The 24,012-nt window shown below is 71.9% G+C and carries 21 protein-coding genes; 11 read left to right on the forward strand and 10 right to left on the reverse strand.

Translation table 11 applies throughout. From position 1 onward, the window contains the following. Positions 1 to 274: 274 nt before the first annotated feature. The 3 genes from IEZ17_RS37130 (at position 275) to IEZ17_RS37140 (ending at position 3,081) form a co-directional block, all read left to right on the forward strand. Positions 275 to 1,219 carry a quinone oxidoreductase family protein gene (locus tag IEZ17_RS37130; protein ID WP_189308042.1) on the forward strand — a complete coding sequence of 315 codons (945 nt, stop codon included), beginning with the start codon at positions 275 to 277 and terminating at the stop codon, positions 1,217 to 1,219. A gap of 87 nt (positions 1,220 to 1,306) precedes the next feature. After that, a complete protein-coding gene (locus IEZ17_RS37135) occupies positions 1,307 to 2,188 on the forward strand; it encodes an IclR family transcriptional regulator domain-containing protein (RefSeq protein ID WP_189308043.1) in 882 nt (293 codons plus the stop codon). Positions 2,189 to 2,439: 251 nt separating this feature from the next. Next, on the forward strand, positions 2,440 to 3,081 hold the full coding sequence (locus IEZ17_RS37140) for a nucleoside/nucleotide kinase family protein (RefSeq protein WP_189308044.1): 642 nt from the start codon (positions 2,440 to 2,442) through the stop codon (positions 3,079 to 3,081). Positions 3,082 to 3,091: 10 nt separating this feature from the next. Here IEZ17_RS37140 and IEZ17_RS37145 read toward each other — a convergent pair whose 3' ends face one another. After that, on the reverse strand, positions 3,092 to 3,598 hold the full coding sequence (locus IEZ17_RS37145; RefSeq protein ID WP_189308045.1) for a hypothetical protein: 507 nt from the start codon (positions 3,596 to 3,598) through the stop codon (positions 3,092 to 3,094). A gap of 136 nt (positions 3,599 to 3,734) precedes the next feature. Here IEZ17_RS37145 and IEZ17_RS37150 point away from each other — a divergent pair, with 136 nt between their 5' ends. After that, positions 3,735 to 4,211, forward strand: a complete 477-nt coding sequence (locus tag IEZ17_RS37150) for a type II toxin-antitoxin system PemK/MazF family toxin (protein WP_189308046.1) — start codon at positions 3,735 to 3,737, stop codon at positions 4,209 to 4,211. Between the two features lie 86 nt (positions 4,212 to 4,297). Here the strand turns inward: IEZ17_RS37150 and IEZ17_RS37155 are convergent, their stop codons facing one another. From IEZ17_RS37155 to IEZ17_RS37165, 3 genes are all read right to left on the reverse strand, one after another. Further along, positions 4,298 to 4,840: a DUF1697 domain-containing protein gene (locus IEZ17_RS37155; RefSeq protein WP_189308061.1), complete on the reverse strand. Its 543-nt coding sequence runs from the start codon at positions 4,838 to 4,840 to the stop codon at positions 4,298 to 4,300. Between the two features lie 78 nt (positions 4,841 to 4,918). Next, on the reverse strand, positions 4,919 to 5,428 hold the full coding sequence (locus IEZ17_RS37160; protein WP_373300058.1) for a methylated-DNA--[protein]-cysteine S-methyltransferase: 510 nt from the start codon (positions 5,426 to 5,428) through the stop codon (positions 4,919 to 4,921). 159 nt (positions 5,429 to 5,587) lie between these two features. Beyond that, positions 5,588 to 6,472 carry a glycerophosphodiester phosphodiesterase gene (locus IEZ17_RS37165; protein WP_189308048.1) on the reverse strand — a complete coding sequence of 295 codons (885 nt, stop codon included), beginning with the start codon at positions 6,470 to 6,472 and terminating at the stop codon, positions 5,588 to 5,590. Between the two features lie 531 nt (positions 6,473 to 7,003). On the opposite strand from IEZ17_RS37165, the gene uvrB reads away from it, so the two are divergent. Beyond that, positions 7,004 to 9,145 carry an excinuclease ABC subunit UvrB gene (gene uvrB, locus IEZ17_RS37170; protein WP_189308049.1) on the forward strand — a complete coding sequence of 714 codons (2,142 nt, stop codon included), beginning with the start codon at positions 7,004 to 7,006 and terminating at the stop codon, positions 9,143 to 9,145. 778 nt (positions 9,146 to 9,923) lie between these two features. Then, the gene (locus IEZ17_RS37175; RefSeq protein WP_189308050.1) at positions 9,924 to 10,934 is read left to right on the forward strand and encodes a TerC family protein; all 1,011 of its coding nucleotides are present in this window, start codon (positions 9,924 to 9,926) and stop codon (positions 10,932 to 10,934) included. Positions 10,935 to 10,991: 57 nt separating this feature from the next. On the opposite strand, the gene IEZ17_RS37180 is transcribed toward IEZ17_RS37175, so the two are convergent. From IEZ17_RS37180 to IEZ17_RS37190, 3 genes are all read right to left on the reverse strand, one after another. After that, positions 10,992 to 11,648 carry an MBL fold metallo-hydrolase gene (locus IEZ17_RS37180; protein ID WP_189308051.1) on the reverse strand — a complete coding sequence of 219 codons (657 nt, stop codon included), beginning with the start codon at positions 11,646 to 11,648 and terminating at the stop codon, positions 10,992 to 10,994. A gap of 10 nt (positions 11,649 to 11,658) precedes the next feature. Further along, positions 11,659 to 12,396 (reverse strand): maleylpyruvate isomerase family mycothiol-dependent enzyme, encoded by a 738-nt coding sequence (locus tag IEZ17_RS37185; protein ID WP_189308052.1) that lies wholly within the window; start codon positions 12,394 to 12,396, stop codon positions 11,659 to 11,661. Positions 12,397 to 12,639: 243 nt separating this feature from the next. After that, the gene (locus IEZ17_RS37190; protein ID WP_189308053.1) at positions 12,640 to 14,190 is read right to left on the reverse strand and encodes an FAD-dependent monooxygenase; all 1,551 of its coding nucleotides are present in this window, start codon (positions 14,188 to 14,190) and stop codon (positions 12,640 to 12,642) included. A 173-nt stretch (positions 14,191 to 14,363) separates the two neighbouring features. Here IEZ17_RS37190 and IEZ17_RS37195 point away from each other — a divergent pair, with 173 nt between their 5' ends. Together IEZ17_RS37195 and uvrA are read left to right on the forward strand one after the other, a co-directional pair. Next, positions 14,364 to 15,020 carry a TetR/AcrR family transcriptional regulator gene (locus IEZ17_RS37195; RefSeq protein ID WP_229853005.1) on the forward strand — a complete coding sequence of 219 codons (657 nt, stop codon included), beginning with the start codon at positions 14,364 to 14,366 and terminating at the stop codon, positions 15,018 to 15,020. 243 nt (positions 15,021 to 15,263) lie between these two features. Beyond that, positions 15,264 to 18,320, forward strand: a complete 3,057-nt coding sequence (gene uvrA / locus IEZ17_RS37200) for an excinuclease ABC subunit UvrA (protein WP_189308054.1) — start codon at positions 15,264 to 15,266, stop codon at positions 18,318 to 18,320. A gap of 90 nt (positions 18,321 to 18,410) precedes the next feature. On the opposite strand, the gene IEZ17_RS37205 is transcribed toward uvrA, so the two are convergent. Beyond that, positions 18,411 to 19,370, reverse strand: coding sequence for a carbohydrate kinase family protein (locus IEZ17_RS37205; RefSeq protein ID WP_189308055.1), 960 nt, complete (start codon positions 19,368 to 19,370; stop codon positions 18,411 to 18,413). Then, on the reverse strand, positions 19,367 to 20,428 hold the full coding sequence (locus IEZ17_RS37210; protein WP_189308056.1) for a LacI family DNA-binding transcriptional regulator: 1,062 nt from the start codon (positions 20,426 to 20,428) through the stop codon (positions 19,367 to 19,369). Before IEZ17_RS37210 ends, IEZ17_RS37205 begins: the two co-directional genes overlap by 4 nt. 331 nt (positions 20,429 to 20,759) lie before the next feature. Between IEZ17_RS37210 and IEZ17_RS37215 the strand changes: the two genes are divergently transcribed. After that, entirely contained in the window at positions 20,760 to 21,173 is a 414-nt protein-coding gene (locus tag IEZ17_RS37215) for a Rieske (2Fe-2S) protein (RefSeq protein ID WP_189308057.1), read from the forward strand. A gap of 27 nt (positions 21,174 to 21,200) precedes the next feature. Here the strand turns inward: IEZ17_RS37215 and IEZ17_RS37220 are convergent, their stop codons facing one another. Next, on the reverse strand, positions 21,201 to 22,160 hold the full coding sequence (locus IEZ17_RS37220; RefSeq protein WP_189308058.1) for a hypothetical protein: 960 nt from the start codon (positions 22,158 to 22,160) through the stop codon (positions 21,201 to 21,203). Positions 22,161 to 22,399: 239 nt separating this feature from the next. Here IEZ17_RS37220 and IEZ17_RS37225 point away from each other — a divergent pair, with 239 nt between their 5' ends. Beyond that, positions 22,400 to 22,990 carry a papain-like cysteine protease family protein gene (locus IEZ17_RS37225; protein WP_189308059.1) on the forward strand — a complete coding sequence of 197 codons (591 nt, stop codon included), beginning with the start codon at positions 22,400 to 22,402 and terminating at the stop codon, positions 22,988 to 22,990. A gap of 4 nt (positions 22,991 to 22,994) precedes the next feature. Then, positions 22,995 to 23,873, forward strand: a complete 879-nt coding sequence (locus IEZ17_RS37230) for a hypothetical protein (RefSeq protein ID WP_189308060.1) — start codon at positions 22,995 to 22,997, stop codon at positions 23,871 to 23,873. Positions 23,874 to 24,012: the final 139 nt, after the last annotated feature.

Here is a 24,012-nt window from a genome sequence, read left to right on the forward strand (position 1 = left end):
CGATCACTTCCGGTACCCGAATGCGAGTGAGGGATGTGTGGGAGCCATCCGCCGCATACCACCGGGTAGATCCGAAGCAAAACGGCGTAATGGGTGGAAAACGCCTCGCTCTTTTCTCGCGACGCGAGAAAGCCGGTCGCAATGAGGCGGAAGACGAACGGCATTGGTCCGAAAAAGTCCAGATGGTTGGCGCGAAATGATCGGGTGACCACGGTCCGGCCGATGCCGTGCCTACCCTGTGCGGGCACCGCACTGGAGAACCCGAGGGAGAGTCGTGCGCGCGATTGTGATGCGAGAATTCGGCGGCCCGGACGTGCTGCGGCTGGAGGACGCCCCCGAGCCGGCGCCCCGCGGCGGGCACACGCTCGTCGACGTGACCCTGGCCGGCATCAACTACGCGGATGTGCACGTACGCGGGGACTCCTATCTCGCGCCCGTCGAGCTGCCGTACATCCCCGGCAACGAGGTCGTCGGGACAACGGACGGCGGACGCCGCGTCGTCGGGCTCACCCGCGGCGGCGGATACGCGGAACGGGCGCTGCTGCACCGCCGCGTCACCTGGGACGTGCCCGACGCCCTCACCGACGCACAGGCCGTCGCGCTGGCCCTCCAGGGCAACAGCGCCTGGCATCTGCTGTTCACCGCGCTGCGCGTCACCGAGGGCGAGACCGTCGTCGTACCGGCCGCGGCCGGCGGGGTCGGCTCGCTGGCCGTCCAACTCGCCGCCCGCGCCGGCGCGAAGGTCATCGGACTCGCCGGCTCCGCCGAGAAGCGCAGGCTGGCACAGGAGTTGGGCGCCCACGCGGTGGTCGACTCGACCGCCGACGACCTGACGGAACGCATCCTCGACGCGGCCGGCGGCCCGGTCGAGACGGCGCTGGAGATGACCGGCGGCACCACCTTCGCCCAGACCCTGGCCGCCGTCGCCCCGCGCGGCCGGCTGGCCGTCTACGGCTTCGCCGGCGGCGAGCTGGCGAGCGTGTCCACCCGGGACCTGATGGAGCGCTCCATCACCGTCTCCGGATTCTGGCTGCCCCAGCTCTACGCGGACCGCACTGCGCTGCCCACCTCCATGCGGGCGCTGTTCGACGCGGTCGCCGACGGCTCCCTCAAGCCGCTGACCGGCACCACCTACGCCCTCGGGGACGCGGCACGCGCGCACCACGACCTCGCCGCCCGTACCCCGACCGGGAAACTCGCCCTCGACGTCGCCCGATAGCCCCCGCGACAGGGGGCGCGGGGCGGCCCGCACCACACATGCCGTGCGCCTACGGGCGCGGATCACTGCCAGGGGAGAGAGCACACGATGGGCCATCACATCACGGCATCGCAGTCCACGGTTCCGGATGCCGCGCAGCACGCCGGCCGGCCCAAGGGCACGCCGTCCACCGGCTCCCGGACGTCCGGATCCAGCCACGCCGAGCGGGTCTTCCTCGTCCAGGCGGCCTTCGCCGAACTCGGCGGATCCGCCCACGGACCGGGGGAGATCGCCGAGGTCACCGGCCTGGACGACTCCGTCGTCTACCGCATCCTGCAATCCGGGATCTACCAGCGGATCTTCGAGCGGGTGGACCGCGGCCTCTACCGGCTGCGGACCTCCGCCGCCCAACTCGCCTTCACCGCCCTCGACCACCGCCTCGACGGCGCCCAGGCCGTGCTCCGCCAACTGCGCGCGGCCACCGGCAACGGGCTGGCCTTCCTCTACATGGTGGCGCCGTTCTCCGGCGCGCAGCGGCAGTGCGTCGACATGGCCGTCGGCGATTCCGACCTGGCCGAACTGGGCATGACGCCGCGCGATGTGCTCTCCGTGACCCGCTCCCTGCGCACCGGCGCCTCCGGGCGGACGATCCTCGCCTACCTGCCCGAGGTCCTTCAGCAGCGGGTGCTCGCCGAGCCCGTCCCCGAACAGGCCGGGCCCGGCGTCTATCGGGACAACGACGCCCTGCTGGCTTCCCTGGCGGAGGTCCGCGACCTCGGTTACGCACTCGGCTACGAGGAGTGCATGGCCGGCTGGAACTCCTGCGCGGCGCCCATCATGTGGGACGGCTCCATCATGGGAGCGGTGCTGCTGCTCAAGCTCAAGTCCGTCATGCCCGTTGCCCCCGACGGCGTGATCGAGGCGACGAAGGAGGCGGCGGCCGAACTCAGCCGCTACGGAGCGGCCCGCCCGGCCGCGGACGACGCCTGAAGCGCGCCACCCGGCCGACCCGCTGTTCACGATGCGGCCCACCTCATGCGAGCCCCGCTCGACGAGGTGGCTCCCCGGCAGGGTGGCGGAACGGTGCGGGACGTCCACAACACCATCAGCGGCGGTGAGGTGCACGGACCGGTGATCCAGGCCGGCGTCGTCTCCGGCCTCGGCTCCGGTAGGCCGGGCCACCGCCCGCCCTCCGGCCGACCCCGGGCGCCCGGCGCCCGGCGGCCGGGCAGAATGACCGGGTGCGGCTCGAAGCGATCACCTGGGAACGGCTGACCGACGCGCTCGCCGGGCGCATCGCCGCGATGGCGGCGAAGGACGGGAGCCCCTGGCTGCGAGTGGCGGTCGACGGTGCTCCCGCCGCGTCCCCCGGCGACCTGGCCGGGCGGCTCGCCGAGGCGCTGCGGCTCCGGGGGCGGCCGGTGCACAAGGCCGGCACCCTCGGCTTTCTGCGCCCCGCCTCGCTCCGGCTGGAATACGGGCGCAAGGACCCGTACGCCTACCACGACGAGTGGTTCGACCGGCAGGCACTGTGGCGCGAGGTGTTCGAGCCGCTGGATCCGGGTGGCACCGGGCGGGTGCTCCCGGATCTGTGGGATCCGGTGGCTGACCGGGCGACGCGCAGTGCGTACGTCGAACTGCCGCCCGGCGGTGTGCTGTTGCTGCACGGTCCGCTGCTGCTCGGACATTGGTTTCCCTTCGATCTCGCCGTGCACCTGAAGCTGTCGCCGGCCGCCCTCGCCCGCCGTACCCCGGAAGACGAACGCTGGACGCTTCCGGCGTTCGCGCGCTACGACGCCGAGACCCGGCCCGAGGAAGCCGCGGATGTCGTCGTACGGGCCGACGATCCGCACCGGCCGGCCTGGAGCGGGCCGGCCGACTGAGCGGGCGGCCTCAGCGGAGCTGCCGGATCTCGCGCCGCACACGGTGGAACCCGCCCGAGGCCGGGGACCGCCCGTCGACGGCATACCGCACCCCGGGCCGGAGTATGTGGCGCGGGAACCGGACGTCCCAGGACGGCTCAGAGCCCTCGGAGACCGCATGCACCCGCAGCCGGCTGCGCTCCTCCACGCACTCCACCACGATCCCCGAGGCGGAGCCGTGCGCCGCCGTCTCGACCGTCGCGGACGGGGGGCAACCGGGCGGCGCGGCGGCCGACTTCACGTCCCGGGAGACCGGGACGGCACCCGCGCGGGCCGCGGTGACGGCCGCGTCGCCGGCGTCCGCGCACACCAGGCAGCCGTCGGTGGTGGCCAGATACCGCTTCTCGTCCGGATACTGCGTCGACAGCGCCGATCCGCCGCCGGTGCCCGGCTCCCACGGGCGGGTGCCTTCCGCGGCGAACTTGTGCGCCCCGCAGCCCTCTTGGGACGGTGCCGGATATGTCGTGGTCTCGGACATGGCGCTCCCTCCCGGACGGTCACAGCGACCGTCCCCCGCTGTGAAAAACCGTACGGGCGACCACTGACAATCGACCGCGGGCGGCCGAACGCGGGCCGCTGACCAGCGGGTTCGGCGAGGCGGCTAGCGTGAGGGCGTGACTGCACTCAACTCGTTCCACTCACCCGACGCGGCCGGCGCACATCCGCCGCTGCCCGGCAGCCAGGGCCCCACCGCGACCGTCGAGGCCCGTCCGCGCGCCGTCGGCGCCGTGACGATGACCTACGCCCCCGACCCGGACGGCGACCCGGACCCCGGCGAAATCGTCTGGACCTGGGTCCCCTACGAGGAGAACGACGGCCGGGGCAAGGACCGGCCGGTACTGGTCGTCGCCCGGGAGGCCACCGGGACGCTGCTGGCCGTACAGCTGTCCAGCAAGCGGCACAACGACGACCGGGACTGGCTGGCCCTCGGCTCGGGCCCCTGGGACCGCGAGGGGCGCGACTCCTGGATCGCCCTGGACCGGGTGCTGCGGGTGCACCCGGCGGGAATGCGCCGCGAGGCGTGCGCACTCGACCGGGGCCGCTTCCACCTCGTCACCAACCGGCTGCGCGAGGTCTACGGCTGGCGCTGAGGGACCGCCGAGGCGCCGTCCCGGGGCCGGCCCGCACCGCGCGGCCGGCCCCGGGACGCGCGCCCGGAGGACGGGCGCCGGCCCGATCAGGAGTCGGCCAGCGCCAGAATCTTGGTGACGGTGTTCCAGTTGCGTGCCGTGGCCGTCACCCCGAGCCGCGCGCGGCCGACCGCGGCGGCCAGCTGGGAACGGCCGATGCCGTCGGGGCACCACAGGAACAGCTCGCGGCCGACCAGCCGGAACCGGTCCGGAGCGAACGCGGCGAGATCGAGCGCGTCCAGCCCGGCCGTGTCGGACGGCACCGCCGACAGAAACGTCACATGCAGGCTCTTGGGCTCCGATACGGCCGGCGGGAAGGGATTCGCTTCGACCGCGGCGGCCAGCTCGTCGCGGGTCCGTACGACCACCGGGACCGACAGGCCCAGCTCGGCGGAGATCCGCTCCTCGATCGTCCGGGCCGTCTCCTCCGGCGGCGTGCCGGGGTCGGCGAAGACGATGTTGCCGGTTTGCAGCAGCACCTGGACGTCCTCGAAGCCCAGGGATCGCGCCAGCTCCAGTTGGCGCGCCTTGGGGAAGGAGTTGTGGCCCCCCACATTGATGCCGCGGAGCAGAGCGATCTGACGGGACATGGCACGGCCCTTCATGGAGCGGATCTCGATGGAGTGGATCTCGGTTCGTGGCACGGTCTCCACGAGGAACGGGCGAGGTCAAAAGAGAGGAGCCGGGAGGACGCCCTCCAGGGCCAGCAGCAGCCGCTTGGTCTCCAGGCCGCCGCCGAAGCCGCCGATACCGCCGTCGCTGGCCACCACGCGATGGCACGGGACGATCACCGGGAGCGGATTGGAACCCATCGCCGCGCCCACCGCGCGGGCGGCGCCCGGCTCCCCCACCCGGTCCGCGAGATCCTGATAGCCGGCCACACTGCCGTACGCGACGCCGTCGGCCAGCGCGTGCAGCACCCGGGCGTTGAACCCGGAGGACAGCGACCAGTCCAGCGGGACGGTGAAGGCCCGCAGCTCCCCGGCGAAGTACGCGCCGAGCTCGGCGGCGGCGGTCGCCAGATGAGGTATCCCCGGGACCGGCGGCCCGCCGAAGGAGTGCTCCAGACGGGCCAGCGCGCGCCGGGTCACGCGCTCGTCGGCATGGAACACGACCTGGGCCAGCCCCTCCCGGGTCGCCGCGAGCAGCAGCGGTCCGATGGGGGTCTCGATGCGCATCCGGCCCCAGTCGCGGCGGGCCGGAAGGGCCGCCTCCGGACCCGTGTCCGGAGGCGTCGCCGGCCCTGGAACCTGCTCTGAGTTCGTCACGTGATCAGAGTAGGACCCGCCACCGACAACGCGGCCGGGAACGGACCGGCCGCCGTCGCCCCGGTGCGGTCAGTCGTCGCTGTCGTCCAGTGTGTCGCGCACCACGTCCGGCTTGTTGCTGATGATCCCGTCGACGCCCAGACCGGCGTACTTCGCGGTGGACGGGCCGTCGTCGACGGTCCAGGTGAAGAGGTCCAGGCGGTAGTGGTGCGGGCCCTGCAGTGCGTGCACGGCGTTCACGTACCGCTGGGTGACGGCCGTGTGCGGGGGGTTGATCTGGTCGCAGAACTTGGCGTATTTGGGGAGGTCGGCCACCGGGGGGCTGCCGAGGTAGCCCGTGGTGATGGCCGGGGCCAGCCGGTGGACCTTCTTGAGGGCGTCGGCGTTGAAGCTCTGGACGATCAGACGGTGCTTGATGTGCCGACGGTCGAGCCAGCCGTCGTGGTCCAGCTCCCGGAGGGCCTGGCGCTCGACGCCCGGGTAGAGCTCCGGGTTCTTGAGCTCCATCAGCAGCCTCTGCCCGTTGTGGTCGACCTCTTTCAGGTACCTCTGAAGGGTCGGCACCCGCTCGCCCTTGAACTTCGCACCGAACCAGCTGCCCGCGTCCAGCTTCTCGATCTCGCGGAGCGTGAAGGCGCCGACGTTCCACGAGGAGCGGTGCGGGAACACTTTCTTGACGTCGGTGGTCCTGGCCAGCGAGGTGTCGTGCAGGACGACCAGCTTTCCGTCCTTCGTGCGCTGGACGTCGTTCTCGACCCAGGCGATGCCGAGCCGGCGTGCCGTGTCGATCGAGGCGAGGGTGTTCTCGGGCGCGTACGCCGCGGCGCCGCGGTGGCCGACCACCACCGGCGGGTGTCCATGAGACGCGGCCTGCGCGCCGCCCGGCAAGAGGACGAGCGCGGACAGACCCATGAGCGCACCGGTGGCAACGGCGGTGACGGGGCGAATACGCATACGGACTCCTCGTGACGTCGTGGAAGTGAGCTGACGTGAAGTGAGGTGAACGGGGGCGGACGGAGGCTCGCGGCCGGGCCGAAGGGGAGTCGGGCGGTGGCCGGGCGCTGAACGAGGAGTGGCCGGTGTTCCGTGCGGAGCGCAGTAGTTGCAGGATGCCCGGAATGGCCGTGCAGCAGACGTACGCCCCGACGTCGTCCAACTTGCCGGAGCCGCGGCATCCGCGCATCTCGGCCGACGGTTCGTCACCCTTCGTGTGCGTGAGCGGTTTTACCGGTCGCGCCGATGGCCTGGCGCGGCGGCCGGATGCGCCGGGCAGGGGACCGGCCTGGTTCCGCGGACGGGCGCGCCGCGACCAGGCGTACGGGCCGGCGGCGGAACACCCGTGTGGCGAAGAAACGGGAGCCGGCGACGCCCCGGCCGGCCGCCGCACCGCCACCGCGGCTCGCCGCTCCCCTCCTCCCTCCGTAAAACCGCTGGTCAGAGCGTGCGTGGCGCGGAATGTCAGTGGCGGGTCGTACGGTGGATCCCATGCGGCCCGTATCGAAGATCGAACGCACGGTGGCGCCTTTCGAGGTCGTCAGTCCGTACCAGCCCAGTGGTGACCAGCCGGCGGCCATCGCCGAGCTGGAGCAGCGCGTCCGCGGGGGTGAGAAGGATGTCGTCCTGCTGGGCGCGACCGGCACCGGCAAGTCGGCGACCACCGCGTGGATGATCGAGAAGCTGCAACGCCCGACGCTGGTGATGGCGCCCAACAAGACGCTCGCGGCGCAGCTCGCCAACGAATTCCGCGAGCTGCTTCCCAACAACGCCGTCGAGTACTTCGTCTCCTACTACGACTACTACCAGCCCGAGGCGTACGTCCCGCAGTCCGATACGTACATCGAGAAGGACTCCTCCATCAACGAGGAGGTCGAACGGCTGCGCCACTCCGCGACGAACTCGCTGCTCACCCGGCGCGACGTCGTCGTGGTCGCGTCGGTGTCCTGCATCTACGGCCTGGGCACGCCCCAGGAGTACGTCGACCGGATGGTGCCCCTGAAGGTCGGCGACGAGATCGACCGCGACCAGCTGCTGCGCCGCTTCGTGGAGATCCAGTACACCCGCAACGACATGGCGTTCACCCGCGGCACGTTCCGGGTCCGCGGCGACACCATCGAGATCTTCCCGGTCTACGAGGAGCTGGCCGTCCGGATCGAGATGTTCGGCGACGAGATCGAGGCGCTGTCCACCCTCCACCCGCTCACCGGCGAGGTCATCAGCGACGACCAGCAGCTCTACATCTTCCCCGCCAGCCACTACATCGCGGGCCCCGAGCGCATGGAGAAGGCCATCACCGGGATCGAGGCGGAGCTGGTGGAGCGGCTCGCCACCCTGGAGAAGCAGGGCAAGCTGCTGGAGGCCCAGCGGCTGCGGATGCGCACCACCTACGACATCGAGATGATGCGCCAGATCGGCTCCTGCTCGGGCATCGAGAACTACTCGATGCACATGGACGGCCGCGAACCGGGCTCCGCGCCCAACACCCTCATCGACTACTTCCCGGACGACTTCCTGCTGGTCATCGACGAGTCGCATGTCACCGTCCCGCAGATCGGCGCCATGTACGAGGGCGACGCCTCCCGCAAGCGGACCCTCGTCGAGCACGGCTTCCGGCTCCCGTCCGCCCTGGACAACCGGCCGCTGAAGTGGGAGGAGTTCCTGGAGCGCATCGGCCAGACCGTCTATCTGTCCGCGACGCCCGGCCCGTACGAGCTCGCCCGCGGCGACGGCTTCGTGGAGCAGATCATCCGCCCGACCGGCCTGGTCGACCCGGAGGTGGTCGTCAAGCCCACCGACGGGCAGATCGACGACCTGGTGCACGAGATCCGCAAGCGCACCGAGAAGGACGAGCGCATCCTCGTCACCACCCTCACCAAGAAGATGGCCGAGGACCTGACGGACTACTTCCTGGAGCTCGGCATCCAGGTCCGCTATCTGCACAGCGACGTGGACACCCTGCGGCGTGTGGAGCTGCTGCGCGAGCTGCGGGCGGGGGAGTACGACGTCCTCGTCGGCATCAACCTCCTCCGGGAAGGACTGGACCTGCCCGAGGTCTCCCTGGTGGCCATCCTGGACGCCGACAAGGAGGGCTTCCTGCGGTCCGGTTCGGCGCTGATCCAGACGATCGGCCGCGCGGCGCGCAATGTCTCCGGCCAGGTGCACATGTACGCCGACAAGGTCACCCCGGCGATGGAGAAGGCCATCGATGAGACCAACCGCCGCCGGGAGAAGCAGCTCGCGTACAACAAGGCGAACGGCATCGACCCGCAGCCGCTCCGTAAGAAGATCGGCGACATCGTCGCCACCATCGCCCGTGAGGAGATCGACACCCAGGAGCTGCTGGGCAGCGGATACCGCAAGGGCGTCGAGGCCAAGGACGGCAAGACCAAGGCACCCGTCCCGGCGCTCGGCGGGAAGGCCGGGAAGGCGGCGAAGGGCAAGGGCGGCAAGGCCGCCGCGCCCCTGACGGACCGCCCCGCCGCCGAACTCGCCGAGATGATCGAGGAGATGACGGACCGGATGCGGGCCGCCGCGGCCGAGTTGCAGTTCGAGGTCGCCGCCCGGCTCCGTGACGAGGTGGGCGAGCTGAAGAAGGAGCTGCGGCAAATGAGGGAGGCCGGAGTGAAGTAGGGGGCAGGGGGGCACGCGTTCGCCCGCTGGACGCCCCGTATGGCACGGCTGCGAGGTCCTCACGGAGCGCCCGATGGTGTTCCGGCCGGGCGGCCGATCCGCGGCCGTGCCGGCGCTTCTCCTGCTGCTGGAGAGCGATGCGCTGCCCGGGGCCCGTTCGTTCGCGGTGCCCGGAGCGTGGCCGCGGTCCTGGAGGCGCTGATCCGGCGGGTGGATCTGCTCCGGATGGCGGTGCGCCATCGCGCCGCGGACCCGCCGATCCGTTCCGGCGCGCCCTGCTGCCGACCACCCCGGTTCCCGACGCGCACCTCGCCGATCCCCGGAGGCGGCCATTCCTGGACGTACGGGCCGCCGCCTCTCCCCGAGGCGCAGCGAGGCACTGCGCCAGGCCCTGACCCGGCTCGCCGAGGCCCGCTGAGCCGGGCACCATCGGTGACCACGGACCACGGACCACGGACCCGCACACCACCGGCGCACGGCCGTTCACCGGTCCACGACCCGGCATCGGCGCACGACCGATCAGGCGGTCCACGGCGCATCATCGGCGCACGGCCGTTGACCGGTGCCGGAGCGGTCACCGGCGCGCGACCGATCACCGGCAGGGCATCGCCCGCCTCCTCACGGAAGACACCCAGTCCCCACCACACCCCACCTGAACAGGTGTTTTGGGTTTCCATTTACTGTTGCATGACTTTCCTTTACCCTTCTTTGTGCGAGGGGCCCGAGACCCCCGGCAGCGACGACGCTGTGTGTGCCGTACGACCATGCCGGAGGAGCAGTGGACGTTTCCCTGACCCTGTGGGTGCTGACCATCCTCGGTCTGGGTGCTCTGATCGCCGTCGATTTCTTCATCGGCGGACGCAAGCCCCATGAGGTCTCCCTCAAGGAGGCCGGAATCTGGACCGCCGTCTGGGTCGCGCTCGCCGCGCTGTTCGGGCTCGGCCTGCTGGTGTTCGGCGGGGGTGCGCCGGCCGGCGAGTTCTTCGCGGGCTTCGTCACCGAGAAGTCGCTGAGCGTCGACAACCTCTTCGTCTTCGTCCTGATCATGAGCAAGTTCGCGGTGCCGACGATCTACCAGCAGCGGGTGCTGATGGTCGGCGTACTGATCGCCCTCGTGCTGCGGGCCGGCTTCATCGGCGCGGGTGCCGCGATCATCGCCAACTTCTCGTGGGTGTTCTACCTCTTCGGCGCGTTCCTCATCTGGACCGCGTGGAAGCTCATCCAGGAGGCGCGCGCCGGAGACGAGGACGAGGAGTTCGAGGAGAACCGCTTCCTGAAGATGGTCGAGCGGCGCTTCCCGTCCACCGACCGCTACCACGGCACCAAGCTGACCGTGGTCGAGAACGGCCGGCGGCTGATGACGCCGATGCTGATCGTCATGCTGGCGATCGGCACCACCGACGTGCTGTTCGCGCTGGACTCCATCCCGGCGATCTTCGGCCTCACCCAGGACCCGTACATCGTCTTCACGGCCAACGCCTTCGCCCTGATGGGTCTGCGGCAGCTGTACTTCCTCATCGGCGGGCTGCTGAAGAAGCTGGTCCACCTCTCGTACGGCCTGTCGGTCATCCTGGGGTTCATCGGCGTCAAGCTGGTGCTGCATGCCCTGCACGAGTCCGGGGCGGCCGTCCCGGAGATCAGCATCCCGGTCTCGCTGGGCGTCATCTGCGCGGTGCTGGTCGTCACGACCCTCACCAGCCTGCGGGCCTCGAAGCGGCAGACGGCGGCTGAGACGGCAGCCGGGCAGGACCCGGCGGCCGTGGAGGCGGGCGAGCGGGTCCGCAGCTGACGCACCGGGCCCGGCGTCGGATGTCCGCCGCCGGGCCCGGAATCGCGCGCTCCGCCGCTACCAGCCGCGCTCGCGCCACTCCGCGAGATGCGGCCGTTCGGCGCCGAGCGTGGTGTCGGCGCCATGGCCCGGATAGACCCAGGTCTCGTCCGGCAGCCGGTCGAAGAGCTTGCTCTCCACGTCGCCGAGCAGGCTGGTGAACCGCTCGGCGCTGCCCCAGGTGTTGCCGACGCCGCCGGGGAACAGGCAGTCCCCGGTGAACAGGTGCGGGGCGCCGTGCGGGTCGTCGTAGACCAGCGCGACGCTGCCCGGGGTGTGCCCGGCCAGATGGCGCGCGATCAGCGTGACGCGGCCCACGGTGACCGTGTCGCCGTCGTCGAGCAGGACGTCCGTGGGGACGGGGATCCCCTCGGCGTCGTACCGCCCCGCGTACGTCCGCGCACCCGTCGCATCGACCACCTCGCGCAGCGCGCCCCAGTGGTCACCGTGCTGATGCGTGGTGACCACGGAGGTGAGGCCGCTGTCGCCGATCAGCGCGAGGAGGGTGTGCGGTTCGGCGGCGGCGTCGACCAGCAGCTGCTCGTCGGTCGCACGGCACCGCAGCACATAGGCGTTGTTGTTCATCGGACCGACCGCGACCTTCGAGATCATGAGGTCGGATAGCTCATGTACGTCGGCCGGTCCGCCGACCTTCACTGCTCCGCTGTAGGCCATGGGATCAACTCTAGAGCGGCGGGATGACGGGCAACGGCGAGCCCTGGGTGTCCAGTCCGGCACCGTCGGCACGCCCCGTCAGCCAGCCGACCAGGGCGGTGGCCGGGCCGGTCACCACCACGGGCGCGGCCTCGTCGCCGCCACCGGTGCCGGTGTGCCCGGTGCGCCATGTGCGGCCGTCGCCGGTCCGCAGCTCCAGGGCGGGCAGGTCCGGGTGCCCGGCGAATTTGACGGCGGTCAGGAACTCCAGCTCGCTGTCCAGGAAAGCGGGTGGCAGCTGCTCCACGGTGTAGCCGACGCCGAGGTCGACGTGGTGGAGCTCGACCTCGGCCAGCCGGCGCAGTGCCAGCCGGTCGGCGCGCTCGACCACGCCGTTGCGCATCTCGACCAGGAACGCCCGGCGGTCCTCCGGAAGCGCCTGCGCCGCCGCCGCGAAGCCGGCCGCGCTCTCCCGAAGGTCCTCCAGGTGGGCCGCCAGCGGGCGGTCGGCGCCCCGCTCGATATCGCCGTCGCGCACCGCCGCACTGGCGTACATCGGGGTGCGGACGTCCGTACGGGCCCAGGTCAGGAGGTTGACGAGGGCATCCGCGTTGCGCGCCAGATGGGCCAGGACGTGGCCGCGGGTCCAGCCGGGCAGCAGGGACGGTTCGCCGATCGCGGCGTCGTCGAGCTTGCCCAGCGAGATGAGGAGCCGGTCGGTGGCCTCGTGGACGGCGGCCACATCGCGTGGGAAGTCAGGGGTGGTCATGGTCCGACGCTAGCGCCAGGACCGCGAGTTCGGGAGTCGTCCGGCGGCGGTCCCCGGGCGGATGCGGGGCGGTGCCGGTGGCACGGGTGGTGCGCAGGGGCGCGGAAGGGGCGGGCGGGCCGCCCCGCCCCGGCGGGTGCGGCGCCCCGGCCGGCCGGCCCGCTTCCCCGGGCCCCGTCCCGCCGGGGCACCGCGCCCGGCGCCGGCCACGCCGGTGTCGACTCCCCTCGGACCACCGCTCCCTCAGGCCACCGCCCCGTCGGGCGCCCCGAACCACCGCCGCAGTGCCGCGTCCAGCTCCTCGTACGCGTCCGGGGCGCCGGCGGCCCAGGCGGTGCAGCCGTCCGGGCGCACCAGCAGGCCGGTCAGGTCCGGCCGCTGCGGGCAGTCGGCCGTCAGGACCCGCACCCGGCGGCCGTAGCCCGTCGCGCGCTTGCGCAGGTCGGGGTCGCCGGCCAGATCGAGCAACAGGCCCTGGCCGCCGTGCAGATGGTCCGCGAGCCGGCTGCCGTCGGACAGCTCCAGGTCGGGGGCGGTGCGGCCGGTCAACGGGTGGCTGCCCGGCAGGTCGTAGCGCTGCCAGACGCCGGAGATCTTCTTGGCGAAGAAGGTGGTGGCGGTGCTGGTCAGCGACAGTTCCGCGATCACCTCGCGCAGTGCCCGGGCGTGGGATTCGGGGCGCATCAGCGCCACTTGGGCCCGGGTCCACTCCAGCACCCAGGCGCCTATGGGGTGCCGCTCGGCGGTGTAGGTGTCGAGCAGTTCCTCCGGCGCCCAGCCGTGCACCGTGGCGGCCAGCTTCCAGCCGAGGTTCATCGCGTCGCCGATGCCGAGGTTGAGCCCCTGGCCGCCGAACGGCGAGTGCACATGCGCCGCGTCGCCGGCCAGCAGCACCCGGCCGCGCCGGTATTCGGGCACCTGGCGGGCGTTGTCGGTGAAGCGGGTGGCCGTGTGCACCTTGGTGATCACCACGTCCCGGACGCCGGAGACATGGCGCAGCGAGGTCTGCAACTCCTCGGCGGTGATGGGCGCTTCACGGTCCTTGGGCGGTCCGTCGAACTCCACGGTGAGAATCCGTCCGGCCGACGGACCGTGGACGTACGTCCCGGTCTCGGTCCAGTTCCAGCCGGTGCCCAGAGCGTCGGAGCCGGTCATCTCCACCACGGCCTGATGGCCGGTGATCTCGGGGTCCGTACCGGGGAACGGGAATCCGGCGAGCCGGCGCACCGTGCTGCGACCGCCGTCGCAGCCCACCAGCCAGCCGGTGCGCAGCGACCCCTCCGAGGTGTGGACGGTGACGCCGTCCTCTTCGGCGTCGAAGCCGGTCAGCGTCACCCCGCGGCGCAGGGTGACGCCCAACTCGGCGGCGCGGGCGCCGAGAACGCGCTCCAGGGCGTCCTGGGGGATGAGGCCGACCTCGGCGGCGGGGCCGGGCGTGCCGAAGTCCGGGTCGGACTCGTCCAGGAGGTCGCCGCGCAGCATGATGCCCGCGAAGTGCCCGGCGAACCGGGGCGCCGGTTTCACCCCGGAGACGCCGGCGGCCTGCCGCTGCCGCATGAAGGCGCTGAACCGCTCCATGGCGGCGTGCTGCACCTCCCTGAGCGCGGGCAGCAGCCCGCGCCGGTAGAAGGCTTCCGCGCTGGGGGAGTTGATGGCCCCCGCCTTGATCGTCGGGTCCACTTCGGTCAGCCGCTCCAGGACGGTGACCCGGACATCTGCCAGTGCCAGTTCGCAGGCGAGCATCAGCCCCACCGGGCCGCCCCCCGCGACGACTACGTCTGCGTCATGTGTCATGAGCGTGAGTGTAGTGACTAAAAGTTTGGTCCGGCTACAATTTTCTGGGAACGGTTCCCGGGCAGGTAGGAGGCTTTGTGGCGGAGAACGAGCGGGAGGACGGCGCGGCGGCCGGTGCCGGGCCGGAGGCCGGGTACGGGGAGGAGGTCTCGCACGGGGAGGAGGGCGGCCGGCTGACGCTGCGCGAGCGCAAGAAGCTGCGCACCCGGCAGCGGATCTCCGGGGAGGCGACGCTGCTGTTCATCGAGCGCGGCTTCGACCACGTCACCGTGGCCGAGGTCGCCCGCGCCGCCGAGGTGTCGACGATGACCGTCTTCAACTACTTCCCGCGGAAGGAAGACCTCTTCCTCGACCGGATCCCGGAGGCCGCGGAGCTGATCGTCCGCGCGGTCCGCGGGCGTGGCGCGGAGGAGTCGCCGCTGGCCGCGCTGCGCCGGCTGCTGCTCGACCTGCTGGCGCAGCGGCATCCACTGGGCGCGGTGGGGGAGGGGTTCGAGCGCTTCTGGCGCACGGTGCTGGACGCGCCGGCGCTCCGGGCGCGGGCGCGCGAGGCGGTCGAGGAGATCGAGACCACGCTGGCCGGGCTGCTGGCCGAGGCCGCCGGGGACGATGCCGAACGGCCCGGGTACGACCACCGGCTGGCCGCGGCGCTGATCATCTCCGGGTGCCGGGCGGCGTACACGGAAGCCGCGGCCCGGGCGCTGGCGGGTGACTCCGCGGACGCGGTGGCCGTTGACCAGGAGGCGGTGATCCGGCGCACCTTCGACGCGCTGGAGCGGGCACTGCCGGACGGTGCCGCCGGTGGGTCCGCCGGGAGCCGGACGGCGTAACGCCTGGTCGGAGGGGTGGGAAGGGTGCAGGGCCGCCACACGTTTGGGTGAAGAGGGCTTGCGAGGCCCGTAAATCGAATGCGCGTGCTATAGGCTCGTCTATGGCATCACAAAGACACTGCCGTGGCGGCCCCCCTACCCTTGGTCGGGGGTCCCGCTCCGCTCCGCCGCCGCTGCTCATTCACCGTGCGGCGGACGCAGCCCCGCGGCTCCCGCCCCTCTCCAAGAAAGGTGCCGACCGGCGTGGCCGACCGTCTCATCGTCCGTGGCGCTCGCGAGCACAACCTCCGCAACGTCTCGCTCGACCTCCCCCGCGACTCCCTCATCGTCTTCACGGGGCTCTCCGGGTCGGGCAAGTCCTCGCTCGCCTTCGACACGATCTTCGCCGAGGGGCAGCGGCGCTATGTCGAGTCGCTCTCCTCCTACGCCCGGCAGTTCCTCGGGCAGATGGACAAGCCCGATGTGGACTTCATCGAGGGCCTGTCCCCCGCGGTCTCGATCGACCAGAAGTCGACCTCGCGCAACCCGCGCTCGACGGTCGGCACGATCACCGAGGTCTACGACTACCTCCGGCTGCTCTTCGCCCGTATCGGCAAGCCGCACTGCCCCGAGTGCGGGCGGCCGATCGCCCGGCAGTCGCCGCAGGCCATCGTGGACAAGGTCCTGGAGCTCCCCGAGGGCAGCCGGTTCCAGGTGCTCTCCCCGCTGGTGCGCGAGCGCAAGGGCGAGTTCGTCGATCTCTTCTCCGACCTCCAGACGAAGGGCTACAGCCGCGCCCGGGTCGACGGGGAGACGATCCATCTCGCCGAGCCGCCGAAGCTGAAGAAGCAGGAGAAGCACACCATCGAGGTGGTCGTCGACCGCCTCACGGTCAAGGAGAGCGCCAAGCGCCGGCTCACCGACTCCGTCGAGACCGCCCTCGGGCTCTCCGGCGGCATGGTCATCCTGGACTTCGTCGACCTGGACGCCGACGACCCGCAGCGCGAGCGGATGTACTCCGAGCACCTCTACTGCGCCTATGACGACCTCTCCTTCGAGGAGCTGGAGCCGCGCTCCTTCTCCTTCAACTCGCCCTTCGGCGCCTGCCCGGACTGCACCGGCATCGGTACGCGCATGGAGGTCGACCCCGAGCTGATCATCCCCGACGAGGACCGCTCGCTGGACGAGGGCGCCATCCACCCCTGGTCCGGCGGCCACACCAAGGACTACTTCGGCCGCCTGGTCGGCGCGCTCGCCGACGCCCTCGGATTCCGTACGGACATCCCGTGGGCCGGGCTGCCGCAGCGCGCCAAGAAGGCCCTGCTGTACGGCCACAAGACCCAGATCGAGGTGCGCTACCGCAACCGCTACGGCCGCGAGCGGGCGTACACCACCGCCTTCGAGGGCGCCGTGCCGTTCGTCAAGCGGCGGCACAGCGAAGCGGAGAGCGACAGCAGCCGGGAGCGCTTCGAGGGCTACATGCGCGAGGTGCCCTGCCCGACGTGCGAGGGGACGCGGCTCAAGCCGATCGTGCTCGCCGTCACGGTCCAGGAGAAGTCGATCGCCGAGGTCGCGGCCATGTCGATCAGCGACTGCGCCGACTTCCTGCGCTCGATGAAGCTGAACGCCCGCGAGAAGACCATCGCCGAGCGGGTCCTCAAGGAGGTCAACGAGCGGCTGAAGTTCCTGGTCGACGTCGGCCTCGACTACCTCTCGCTGAACCGCGCGGCCGGCACCCTCTCCGGCGGCGAGGCCCAGCGCATCCGCCTCGCCACCCAGATCGGCTCCGGCCTGGTGGGTGTGCTCTACGTCCTCGACGAGCCGTCGATCGGCCTCCACCAGCGCGACAACCACCGGCTGATCGAGACCCTGGTACGGCTGCGCGACATGGGCAACACCCTGATCGTCGTGGAGCACGACGAGGACACCATCAAGGTCGCGGACTGGGTCGTCGACATCGGCCCGGGCGCCGGCGAGCACGGCGGCAAGGTCGTCCACAGCGGCCCGATGAAGCAGCTGCTGGCCAACAAGGACTCGATCACCGGTCAGTATCTGTCCGGCAAGAAGGCCATCGCGACGCCCGACATCCGCCGCCCCGCCGACCCGGCCCGGCAGCTGACGGTCCACGGCGCGAAGGAGAACAACCTCCGCGACATCGACGTCTCCTTCCCGCTCGGGGTGCTCTCCGCCGTCACCGGCGTCTCCGGCTCCGGAAAGTCGACGCTGGTCAACGACATCCTGTACACCCACCTCGCACGCGAGCTCAACGGCGCCAAGTCGGTGCCCGGCCGGCACACCCGGGTCGCCGGTGACGACCTCGTCGACAAGGTCGTCCATGTCGACCAGTCGCCGATCGGCCGCACCCCGCGCTCCAACCCGGCGACCTACACCGGCGTCTTCGACCACATCCGCAAGCTCTTCGCGGAGACGATGGAGGCCAAGGTCCGCGGCTATCTGCCGGGGCGCTTCTCCTTCAACGTCAAGGGCGGTCGCTGCGAGAACTGCTCCGGCGACGGCACCATCAAGATCGAGATGAACTTCCTGCCGGATGTGTACGTCCCGTGCGAGGTCTGCCACGGCGCGCGCTACAACCGCGAGACGCTGGAGGTCCACTACAAGGGCAAGTCCATCGCCGAGGTGCTGGACATGCCCATCGAGGAGGCGCTGAGCTTCTTCGAGGCGGTGCCGACCATCGCCCGGCATCTCAAGACGCTCCATGAGGTCGGCCTCGGATACGTCCGGCTCGGCCAGTCCGCGCCGACCCTCTCCGGCGGTGAGGCGCAGCGCGTCAAGCTGGCCAGCGAGCTCCAGAAGCGCTCCACCGGCAGCACGGTCTACGTCCTCGACGAGCCGACCACCGGTCTGCACTTCGACGACATCAGCAAGCTCATCAAGGTGCTGTCCGGGCTGGTCGACAAGGGCAACACGGTCATCGTCATCGAGCACAACCTCGATGTGATCAAGACCGCGGACTGGGTCATCGACATGGGCCCCGAGGGCGGCAACGGCGGCGGCACGGTCGTCGCCGAGGGCACCCCGGAGCAGATCGCCTCGATCCCGGCCAGCCACACCGGCAAGTTCCTGCGGGAGATCCTCGGCGACCGGGTCAGCGACGCGGCGCCGGTGACCGGGGCGTCCAGGAAGCCTGCCGCCCGGAAGTCCGCCGCGAAGAAGACGGTGGCCGCCGACGCCACGGCGAAGAAGACCGTGACCAAGCCGGCCACTGCCAAGTCCACCGCTGCGAAGCCGGCGGCGAAGAAGACCGCCGCCGGGAAGACCGCCGCCAAGAAGACGACGACGCGGGCCCGCCGGGCCTCCTGACGCACCGTCAGTGACGGGGGCGGAGCCGGGCCGGGCCCGGGGCTCCGCCCCCGTCATGCGTTCCGGTCCATCCCGGCCCGCGGGCCGCCGCTACGCCGCCAGCTCCGCGGCGAACGGCGGCTCCGCCCCCGCCCGTGAGCAGGTGATGGCGGCGGCGCGGGCGGCGAAGCGGAGGACGTCCTCCCAGGCGTCGGCGGGGAGGTGGACGAGCGGGCCGTACGCCAGCGCGTCATGGGTCGCCAGCCGGTGCAGCAGCGCCGCGTTGACGGTGTCGCCCGCGCCGATCGTGTCGACGACGGCAACCCGCTCACCGGGCACGGTCAGCTCGCCGCGCCCCCGCGTCAGCACCGTCAGCCCGGCACCGCCCCGGGTGATCACGATCGCCGCGGGTCCGGCGGCCAGCCACCCCCGCGCGGCAGCCGTGACCGCGGCCCAATCCGCGCCCCGCCCCGCTCCCGCCAGCCACAGTGCATCCTCCTCGGACAGCTTGAGCAGGGAGAGATGGGGCAGCCAGGAGCGGAAGCGGGCCCGGTAGGCATCCGGATCGAGGATCAGACCGGGCCGGACATTGGGGTCCAGCGCGGTGAACACCCCGCGCCGCGCCTCCCGTTGGAGCAGCGCCTCGTACGCGCTCGCGCCCGGCTCCAGCACCAGTGAGCAGGTGCCCAGCGAGAGCGCGCGGACCGTTTCGGGCAGCGCCGGGGGCAGGGTGAAGAGCCGGTCGGCGGTGCCGTCCACGTAGAAGCCGTAACCGGCCGAGCCGTCCGGGCTGATGTCCGCCATGGCGAGCGTGGTCGGCTCCGGACCGCGCTGCACCAGCGAGGTGTCCACCCCGCTGCCGCGCAGCCCGTGCAGCAGCGACTCCCCGAACGTGTCGGTCGAGACCCGCGAGCAGAACGCGGTGGGCGAGCCCAGCCGCCCCAGCGCGACCGCGGTGTTGTACGGACCGCCGCCGCGCCGCGGCAGCAGCGCCGGCAACTGGTCTTGCGGGAAGGGCTCCTGTGGGCTGGGTACGAGGTCGATCAGCGCCTCGCCGGCGACGACGATCACGAGGTGCGGGTCCTTTCCTGAGCGGCCGGGGAGCCGGCCGGGGGCGTGGCGGGCGGAGCGGGTTCGGGGCAGCCGCACGACGTACGGTGCACGAAAGCGCAGGGCAGGCGGACGGTACGGGGCGGCCGGTCCGGTTCGTCCAGGCGCGCCAGCAGCAGCCGGACCGCCGTGGCTCCGAGTTCCTTGCTGGGCTGGGCGATCGCGGTCAGCCGGGGCGTGAAGAGGTCCGCCCAGGAGAAGTCGTCGAAGCAGGCCAGGGCGATGTCGCGGGGCACCTCCAGGCCCAGGCCGCGCAGGGCCTGGAGGGCGCCGATCGTCATCGCGTTGTTGGCGGTGATGATCGCGGTGGGGGGTTCCGGTGCGGCGAGCAGCCGGCGGGTGGCGTGCTGGGCGCCCGCCGCCTCGGAGTTGCCGCCGGCCAGCAGCTCGGGCGCGAACGGCAGTCCGCGGGCGCGCAGCCCCTCGCGGTAGCCCCGGACCCGCTCGGTCGTGGTGCTGAGGCCGGGCAGCCCGGCGACCAGGCCGATCCGGGTGTGCCCCAAGTCGGCGAGATGCTCGACGAGTTGGCGCACCGGGCCGGTGCTCTCGGCGCAGACATGGTCGTGATCGTCGCCGATCAGCCGGTCCAGGAACACGGTGGGCACCTTGCGCCGGGCCAGGTAGTCGACCATCTCGGCGGGTTCCGCGGACGGCGCGACGATCATGCCGTCCACCCGCCGCTCGTGCAGCAGCCGGACGACCTTGCGCTCGTGCTGCGGATCGTCGTGCGGATCGGCGATCAGCAGGCTGTAGCCGGCCTCCAGGGCGCCGGCCTCGACGCCCTGGAGGATCTCGGTGAAGTACGGGTTGCTGATCGCGGACACCGCGAGGCCGATGGAGCGGGTGCGGGAGGTGACCAGCGAGCGGGCGAGGGTGTTGTGGGTGTAGCCGAGCTCGTCGATGGCGGCCAGCACCGCGGCCCGGGTGCCGGGGCGCACCCGCCGGGTGTCGTTCAGCACGTGCGAGACCGTGGCGACGGAGACGCCCGCGCGCTGTGCCACATCCACCATCGTTGTCATCCGGCTCTCCTCCCCGACTCGGGGCGGACGGCATCCAGGCCGCGTCCGCCCGGCCGACGTCCCTCACAGTACGTCCGTCCGAGAGGAGACGTAAACGCTTGCGTAAGCGTTTACGTCTCCTGCTTCCTCTTCTTCGCCGGGACGGCCCTGCTCGCCTTCCTCTTCGTCGGAAGCTGCGGCCGGAGACCAAGGGCCGCAGCCCGGAGGAGAGCGAAGCGGAGCTGCTCCGCGGGTGCCAGGCCCCCACGGAGGCGAGGGAATCCGTGCCGGTATCGTCGGGAACCGGAATCCGCTGACGGCAACTGCCGCCCCGTGCCCTCCTGGAGCTGCCATGAGCCAGTCCCCCGCCCGCCGAACCGTACTGCGAGGGGCCGCGCTCGCCGGTGCCGCCGGCTTCGGGCTGGCGGCCTGCTCGTCGGGGGGCTCGGGCGCGAACGCGCCGGCGGTGCCCACGAAGCCGGTCGATCTGGGGGCCGCCGCCGATGTGCCGGTCGGCGGCGCCAAGCTGTACCGCGAGGACCGGCTGGTCGTCTCGCAGCCCGCCAAGGGCGAGTTCAAGTGCTTCAGCGCCAAGTGCACCCATGCCGGCTGCATCCTGTCCGAGGTCCAGAAGAAGGAGGGCAGCTGCCCCTGTCACGGCAGCCGCTTCGACGTGACCACCGGCAAGGTCATCCAGGGCCCGGCGGCCGAGCCGCTGCCGGAGGTGCCGGTCAAGGCCGAGGGCGGCAAGCTGATCGCCGGCTGAGCGGCCGTACGGGGCGCGCCGCCCGGCTCACCTCCAGTCCCACGCGATCCCCACGATCCCCGGCCGTACGCCCTGCTCCACCACATGGACGGCGTGGTGCAGACCGCTGAGCGTCAGTTCCTGCCGGCCGCCGCGCGGGGCGCCCGCCGATGCCTGGGTGAAGCGGTGGCAGCGCACCGGCAGCGCCGCCTCGTCGAAGTGCACCTGGAGGACGTACTGGCCGCCGGCGAAGGTGAAGCCGCGCACGTACTCGGAGCTCGGGCCGCCGCTGCCGTCCTCGAAGGCGTAGCCGAAGACATGGGTGTCACCGGCCCGCAGCCGGATGTCGAAGAGCAGTTCGGCGACCACCACCCCGCTCTTCGCGTCCCCGCGCACCCGCCCCAGCCGGCAGTTCTCCGCGGCCCGCACCCGCACCCGGGCCGGATCGCAGCCCGTGTCGCCGCGGTGGATGGCGATGTAGCGGTCGACACCGTCCCGGTGGGCGCGCACCACCTGGAGCGACTCCCGTTCGCTCAGCTCGCGGCGCGCCCCGATCCGTACCCGCTCGTGGTGCCCCACGGTGTGCAGCCCGCCGTCCGCCGGGGTCTCCAGCTCGGCGAACAGCTGCTGGAGGGAGTCGGCGGGCGCCACCAGCGAGCGGTACGCGCGGGCGGCCGGACGCTCGGCCTCCGGGCGGGCGCCGCCCTCGGGCACGAGGAGGCGGTGCAGCGACCGCGCGGGCAGCCCGAGGACCTCCTCCAGGGCGCGTACCGCCCGCAGCGACTCGGGGCGCTGCGGCCGGCGGGCGCCCTGCTGCCAGTAACTGAGGCTGGTCACCCCGATGTTGATCCCGCGCTGGGCGAGCTTGTGCTGGACGCGGGTGAGCGCGAGACCACGTGCGGTGAGCGCGCTGCGCAGAGCCAGATGGAACGGACCGGTGCGCAGCAGCTGTGCCAGTTCGGCCGATTCGGGGGTGTCCTGTGCGATGTCGGGAGTGTTTTGTGCCATTGCCTCGATCCTCCGGCGCGCGGGTGAATGTTCACAACCGGTTCACACGGCGCGCGCGCTCCCTGCCTTTTCACTGCAGTACGCCGGGCACCGGCCGTTCACATCCGGGCCCGTTCGTCCACACCCCCATGTCACCTCGCATTGAAGCGCGTTGACCTGCCTGCGACAACACCCGATGCTCCTCAGCAGCATCCGGATGCGCTCCTCTCCCCCTCACCCCCCTCTTCGGGAGGAACGCCATGACCCGTGCACCGCTCGTATGCCGCTCGCGCCGCAGATGGCTGTCGGCCGCGGCGCTCACCGCGGTGGCGCTGACCGCGCTCCCCGGGACGGCCGGCGCCGCTCCGCAGGCCGCCAACCGCCTCGACATCAGCATGCAGGCCCAGGAGCAGACCAACTGGTGCTGGGCCGGATCCGGCAACACCATCGCGTCCTGGTACGGCCGGAACTACAGCCAGAACCAGTTCTGCAACGCCGCCTTCAACCGTCGGCAAGGCACCGACTGCCCCAACAACCAGGCCACACTCGGAAATGTGCAGAACGCATTCGACTGGATGGGCATCAATTCTGGCTCGTATGTGACCGGCTATCTCCGCTACGGCACCGTGCAGAACGAGATCAACGCCAACCGCCCCATCGAAACCCGCATCCAGTGGTCCTCGGGCGGCGGCCACATGCACGTCCTCTACGGCTACGACACCGCCAGGAACTGGGTGTACTGGGGCGACCCATGGGCCTCCAACAACCGGTACAACTGGGGCGACTTCGACTACTACGTGAACGGCAGCTCCTTCTCCTGGACGCACTCCCTCTACCGGATAGGAGCCTGAGGCCATGACGAAGCGCACCGCCGTACGTGCCGCCGCCACGGGGACGCTCGCCGCCGCCCTCGCCGGCCTCGCCCCGTACACCGCGCTGGCCGCCCAGGTGCCCGCGCCGCCGGCCCCGGCCAGCGCGAGCGTGGCCGCCGCCCGTGACGTGGCCGCCGCCCCCGCGACCGTGGAGGAGCTCACCCGCTTCTTCGCCGCCGACAAGGCCCACGGGGGCGCCCGTGCCGCGGCGTCCGCGGGCACCGCCCCGCACATCGAGGGCGCCACCGTCCCGGTCTACGTCCTGTCGCCGGACTTCGTCCGCGGCAAGGCCGACGCCCCCGTCGCCCGCCTGGAGTTCCTCGCCAGCAAGGCCGTCGCCGGCGACGGCCGCACGGCGTCCGTGTGGACGGTGCGGCAGGGCGCCGGGTGGAAGGTCGTCAACATCGCCAGCGGCGACGACGAGACCCGCTACGCCGCGGCCGGTGCCGCCCGGGACGCGGCCGGGACGGTTTTCCACGAGCCGCAGATCGACGCCTGGTACGTCCAGCGCGGCGACCGCGTCGAGCCCCTGGACGCGGAGGCCCGCAAGGCCGTGGGCGACCGCGGAACCACCGTCGCGGCCTACCGGAAACGCGTCGAGAAGGCGTACGGCGACAAGCTCCCCGGCTCCGCGTACGACAAGCGGGGCGAGGCGGGCGGCTACGGCCCGGGGGCCGCGCGGGGAACCGTGCCGGACACCGCCGCCCGGGCCGCGGGCGGCCCCGGTGCGCCCGTCGAGGCCGACACGGTGGCCGGCGACAGCATCCCGGTCGCCGCCGCCTCCGCCGTGGCGGGCGTCGCGGCCCTGCTCGCCCTGGGCCTGTCGGGCGCGGCGGCCCTGCGGCGGCGCAGGGAGCGCTGACGTGCCGACGTGCCGACGTGCTGATGCGCTGAGGCGCTGAGGGGGCGGGGCGGCGGGGCGAGTGGTCGGCTGCGCGCCGCCGGATTCTTCCCCCGCCCCCTCCCCCTCCTCCCCCTTCGGGGGGAGGGGGCGGGGGTGG

It is taken from the genome of Streptomyces albospinus, assembly GCF_014648695.1.
In the GTDB taxonomy this organism is placed as follows: Bacteria; Actinomycetota; Actinomycetes; order Streptomycetales; family Streptomycetaceae; genus Streptomyces; species Streptomyces albospinus.

Bases quoted from the DNA above. Each gene is read 5' to 3' on its own strand.
- IEZ17_RS37135 (WP_189308043.1), top strand. From the start codon at position 1,307: ATGGGCCATCACATCACGGCATCGCAGTCCACGGTTCCGGATGCCGCG.
- IEZ17_RS37145 (WP_189308045.1), bottom strand. From the start codon at position 3,598: ATGTCCGAGACCACGACATATCCGGCACCGTCCCAAGAGGGCTGCGGG.
- IEZ17_RS37155 (WP_189308061.1), bottom strand. From the start codon at position 4,840: ATGTCCCGTCAGATCGCTCTGCTCCGCGGCATCAATGTGGGGGGCCAC.
- IEZ17_RS37160 (WP_373300058.1), bottom strand. From the start codon at position 5,428: ATGCGCATCGAGACCCCCATCGGACCGCTGCTGCTCGCGGCGACCCGG.
- IEZ17_RS37165 (WP_189308048.1), bottom strand. From the start codon at position 6,472: ATGCGTATTCGCCCCGTCACCGCCGTTGCCACCGGTGCGCTCATGGGT.
- uvrB (WP_189308049.1), top strand. From the start codon at position 7,004: ATGCGGCCCGTATCGAAGATCGAACGCACGGTGGCGCCTTTCGAGGTC.
- IEZ17_RS37180 (WP_189308051.1), bottom strand. From the start codon at position 11,648: ATGGCCTACAGCGGAGCAGTGAAGGTCGGCGGACCGGCCGACGTACAT.
- IEZ17_RS37185 (WP_189308052.1), bottom strand. From the start codon at position 12,396: ATGACCACCCCTGACTTCCCACGCGATGTGGCCGCCGTCCACGAGGCC.
- IEZ17_RS37190 (WP_189308053.1), bottom strand. From the start codon at position 14,190: ATGACACATGACGCAGACGTAGTCGTCGCGGGGGGCGGCCCGGTGGGG.
- IEZ17_RS37210 (WP_189308056.1), bottom strand. From the start codon at position 20,428: ATGACAACGATGGTGGATGTGGCACAGCGCGCGGGCGTCTCCGTCGCC.
- IEZ17_RS37215 (WP_189308057.1), top strand. From the start codon at position 20,760: ATGAGCCAGTCCCCCGCCCGCCGAACCGTACTGCGAGGGGCCGCGCTC.
- IEZ17_RS37220 (WP_189308058.1), bottom strand. From the start codon at position 22,160: ATGGCACAAAACACTCCCGACATCGCACAGGACACCCCCGAATCGGCC.
- IEZ17_RS37225 (WP_189308059.1), top strand. From the start codon at position 22,400: ATGACCCGTGCACCGCTCGTATGCCGCTCGCGCCGCAGATGGCTGTCG.
- IEZ17_RS37230 (WP_189308060.1), top strand. From the start codon at position 22,995: ATGACGAAGCGCACCGCCGTACGTGCCGCCGCCACGGGGACGCTCGCC.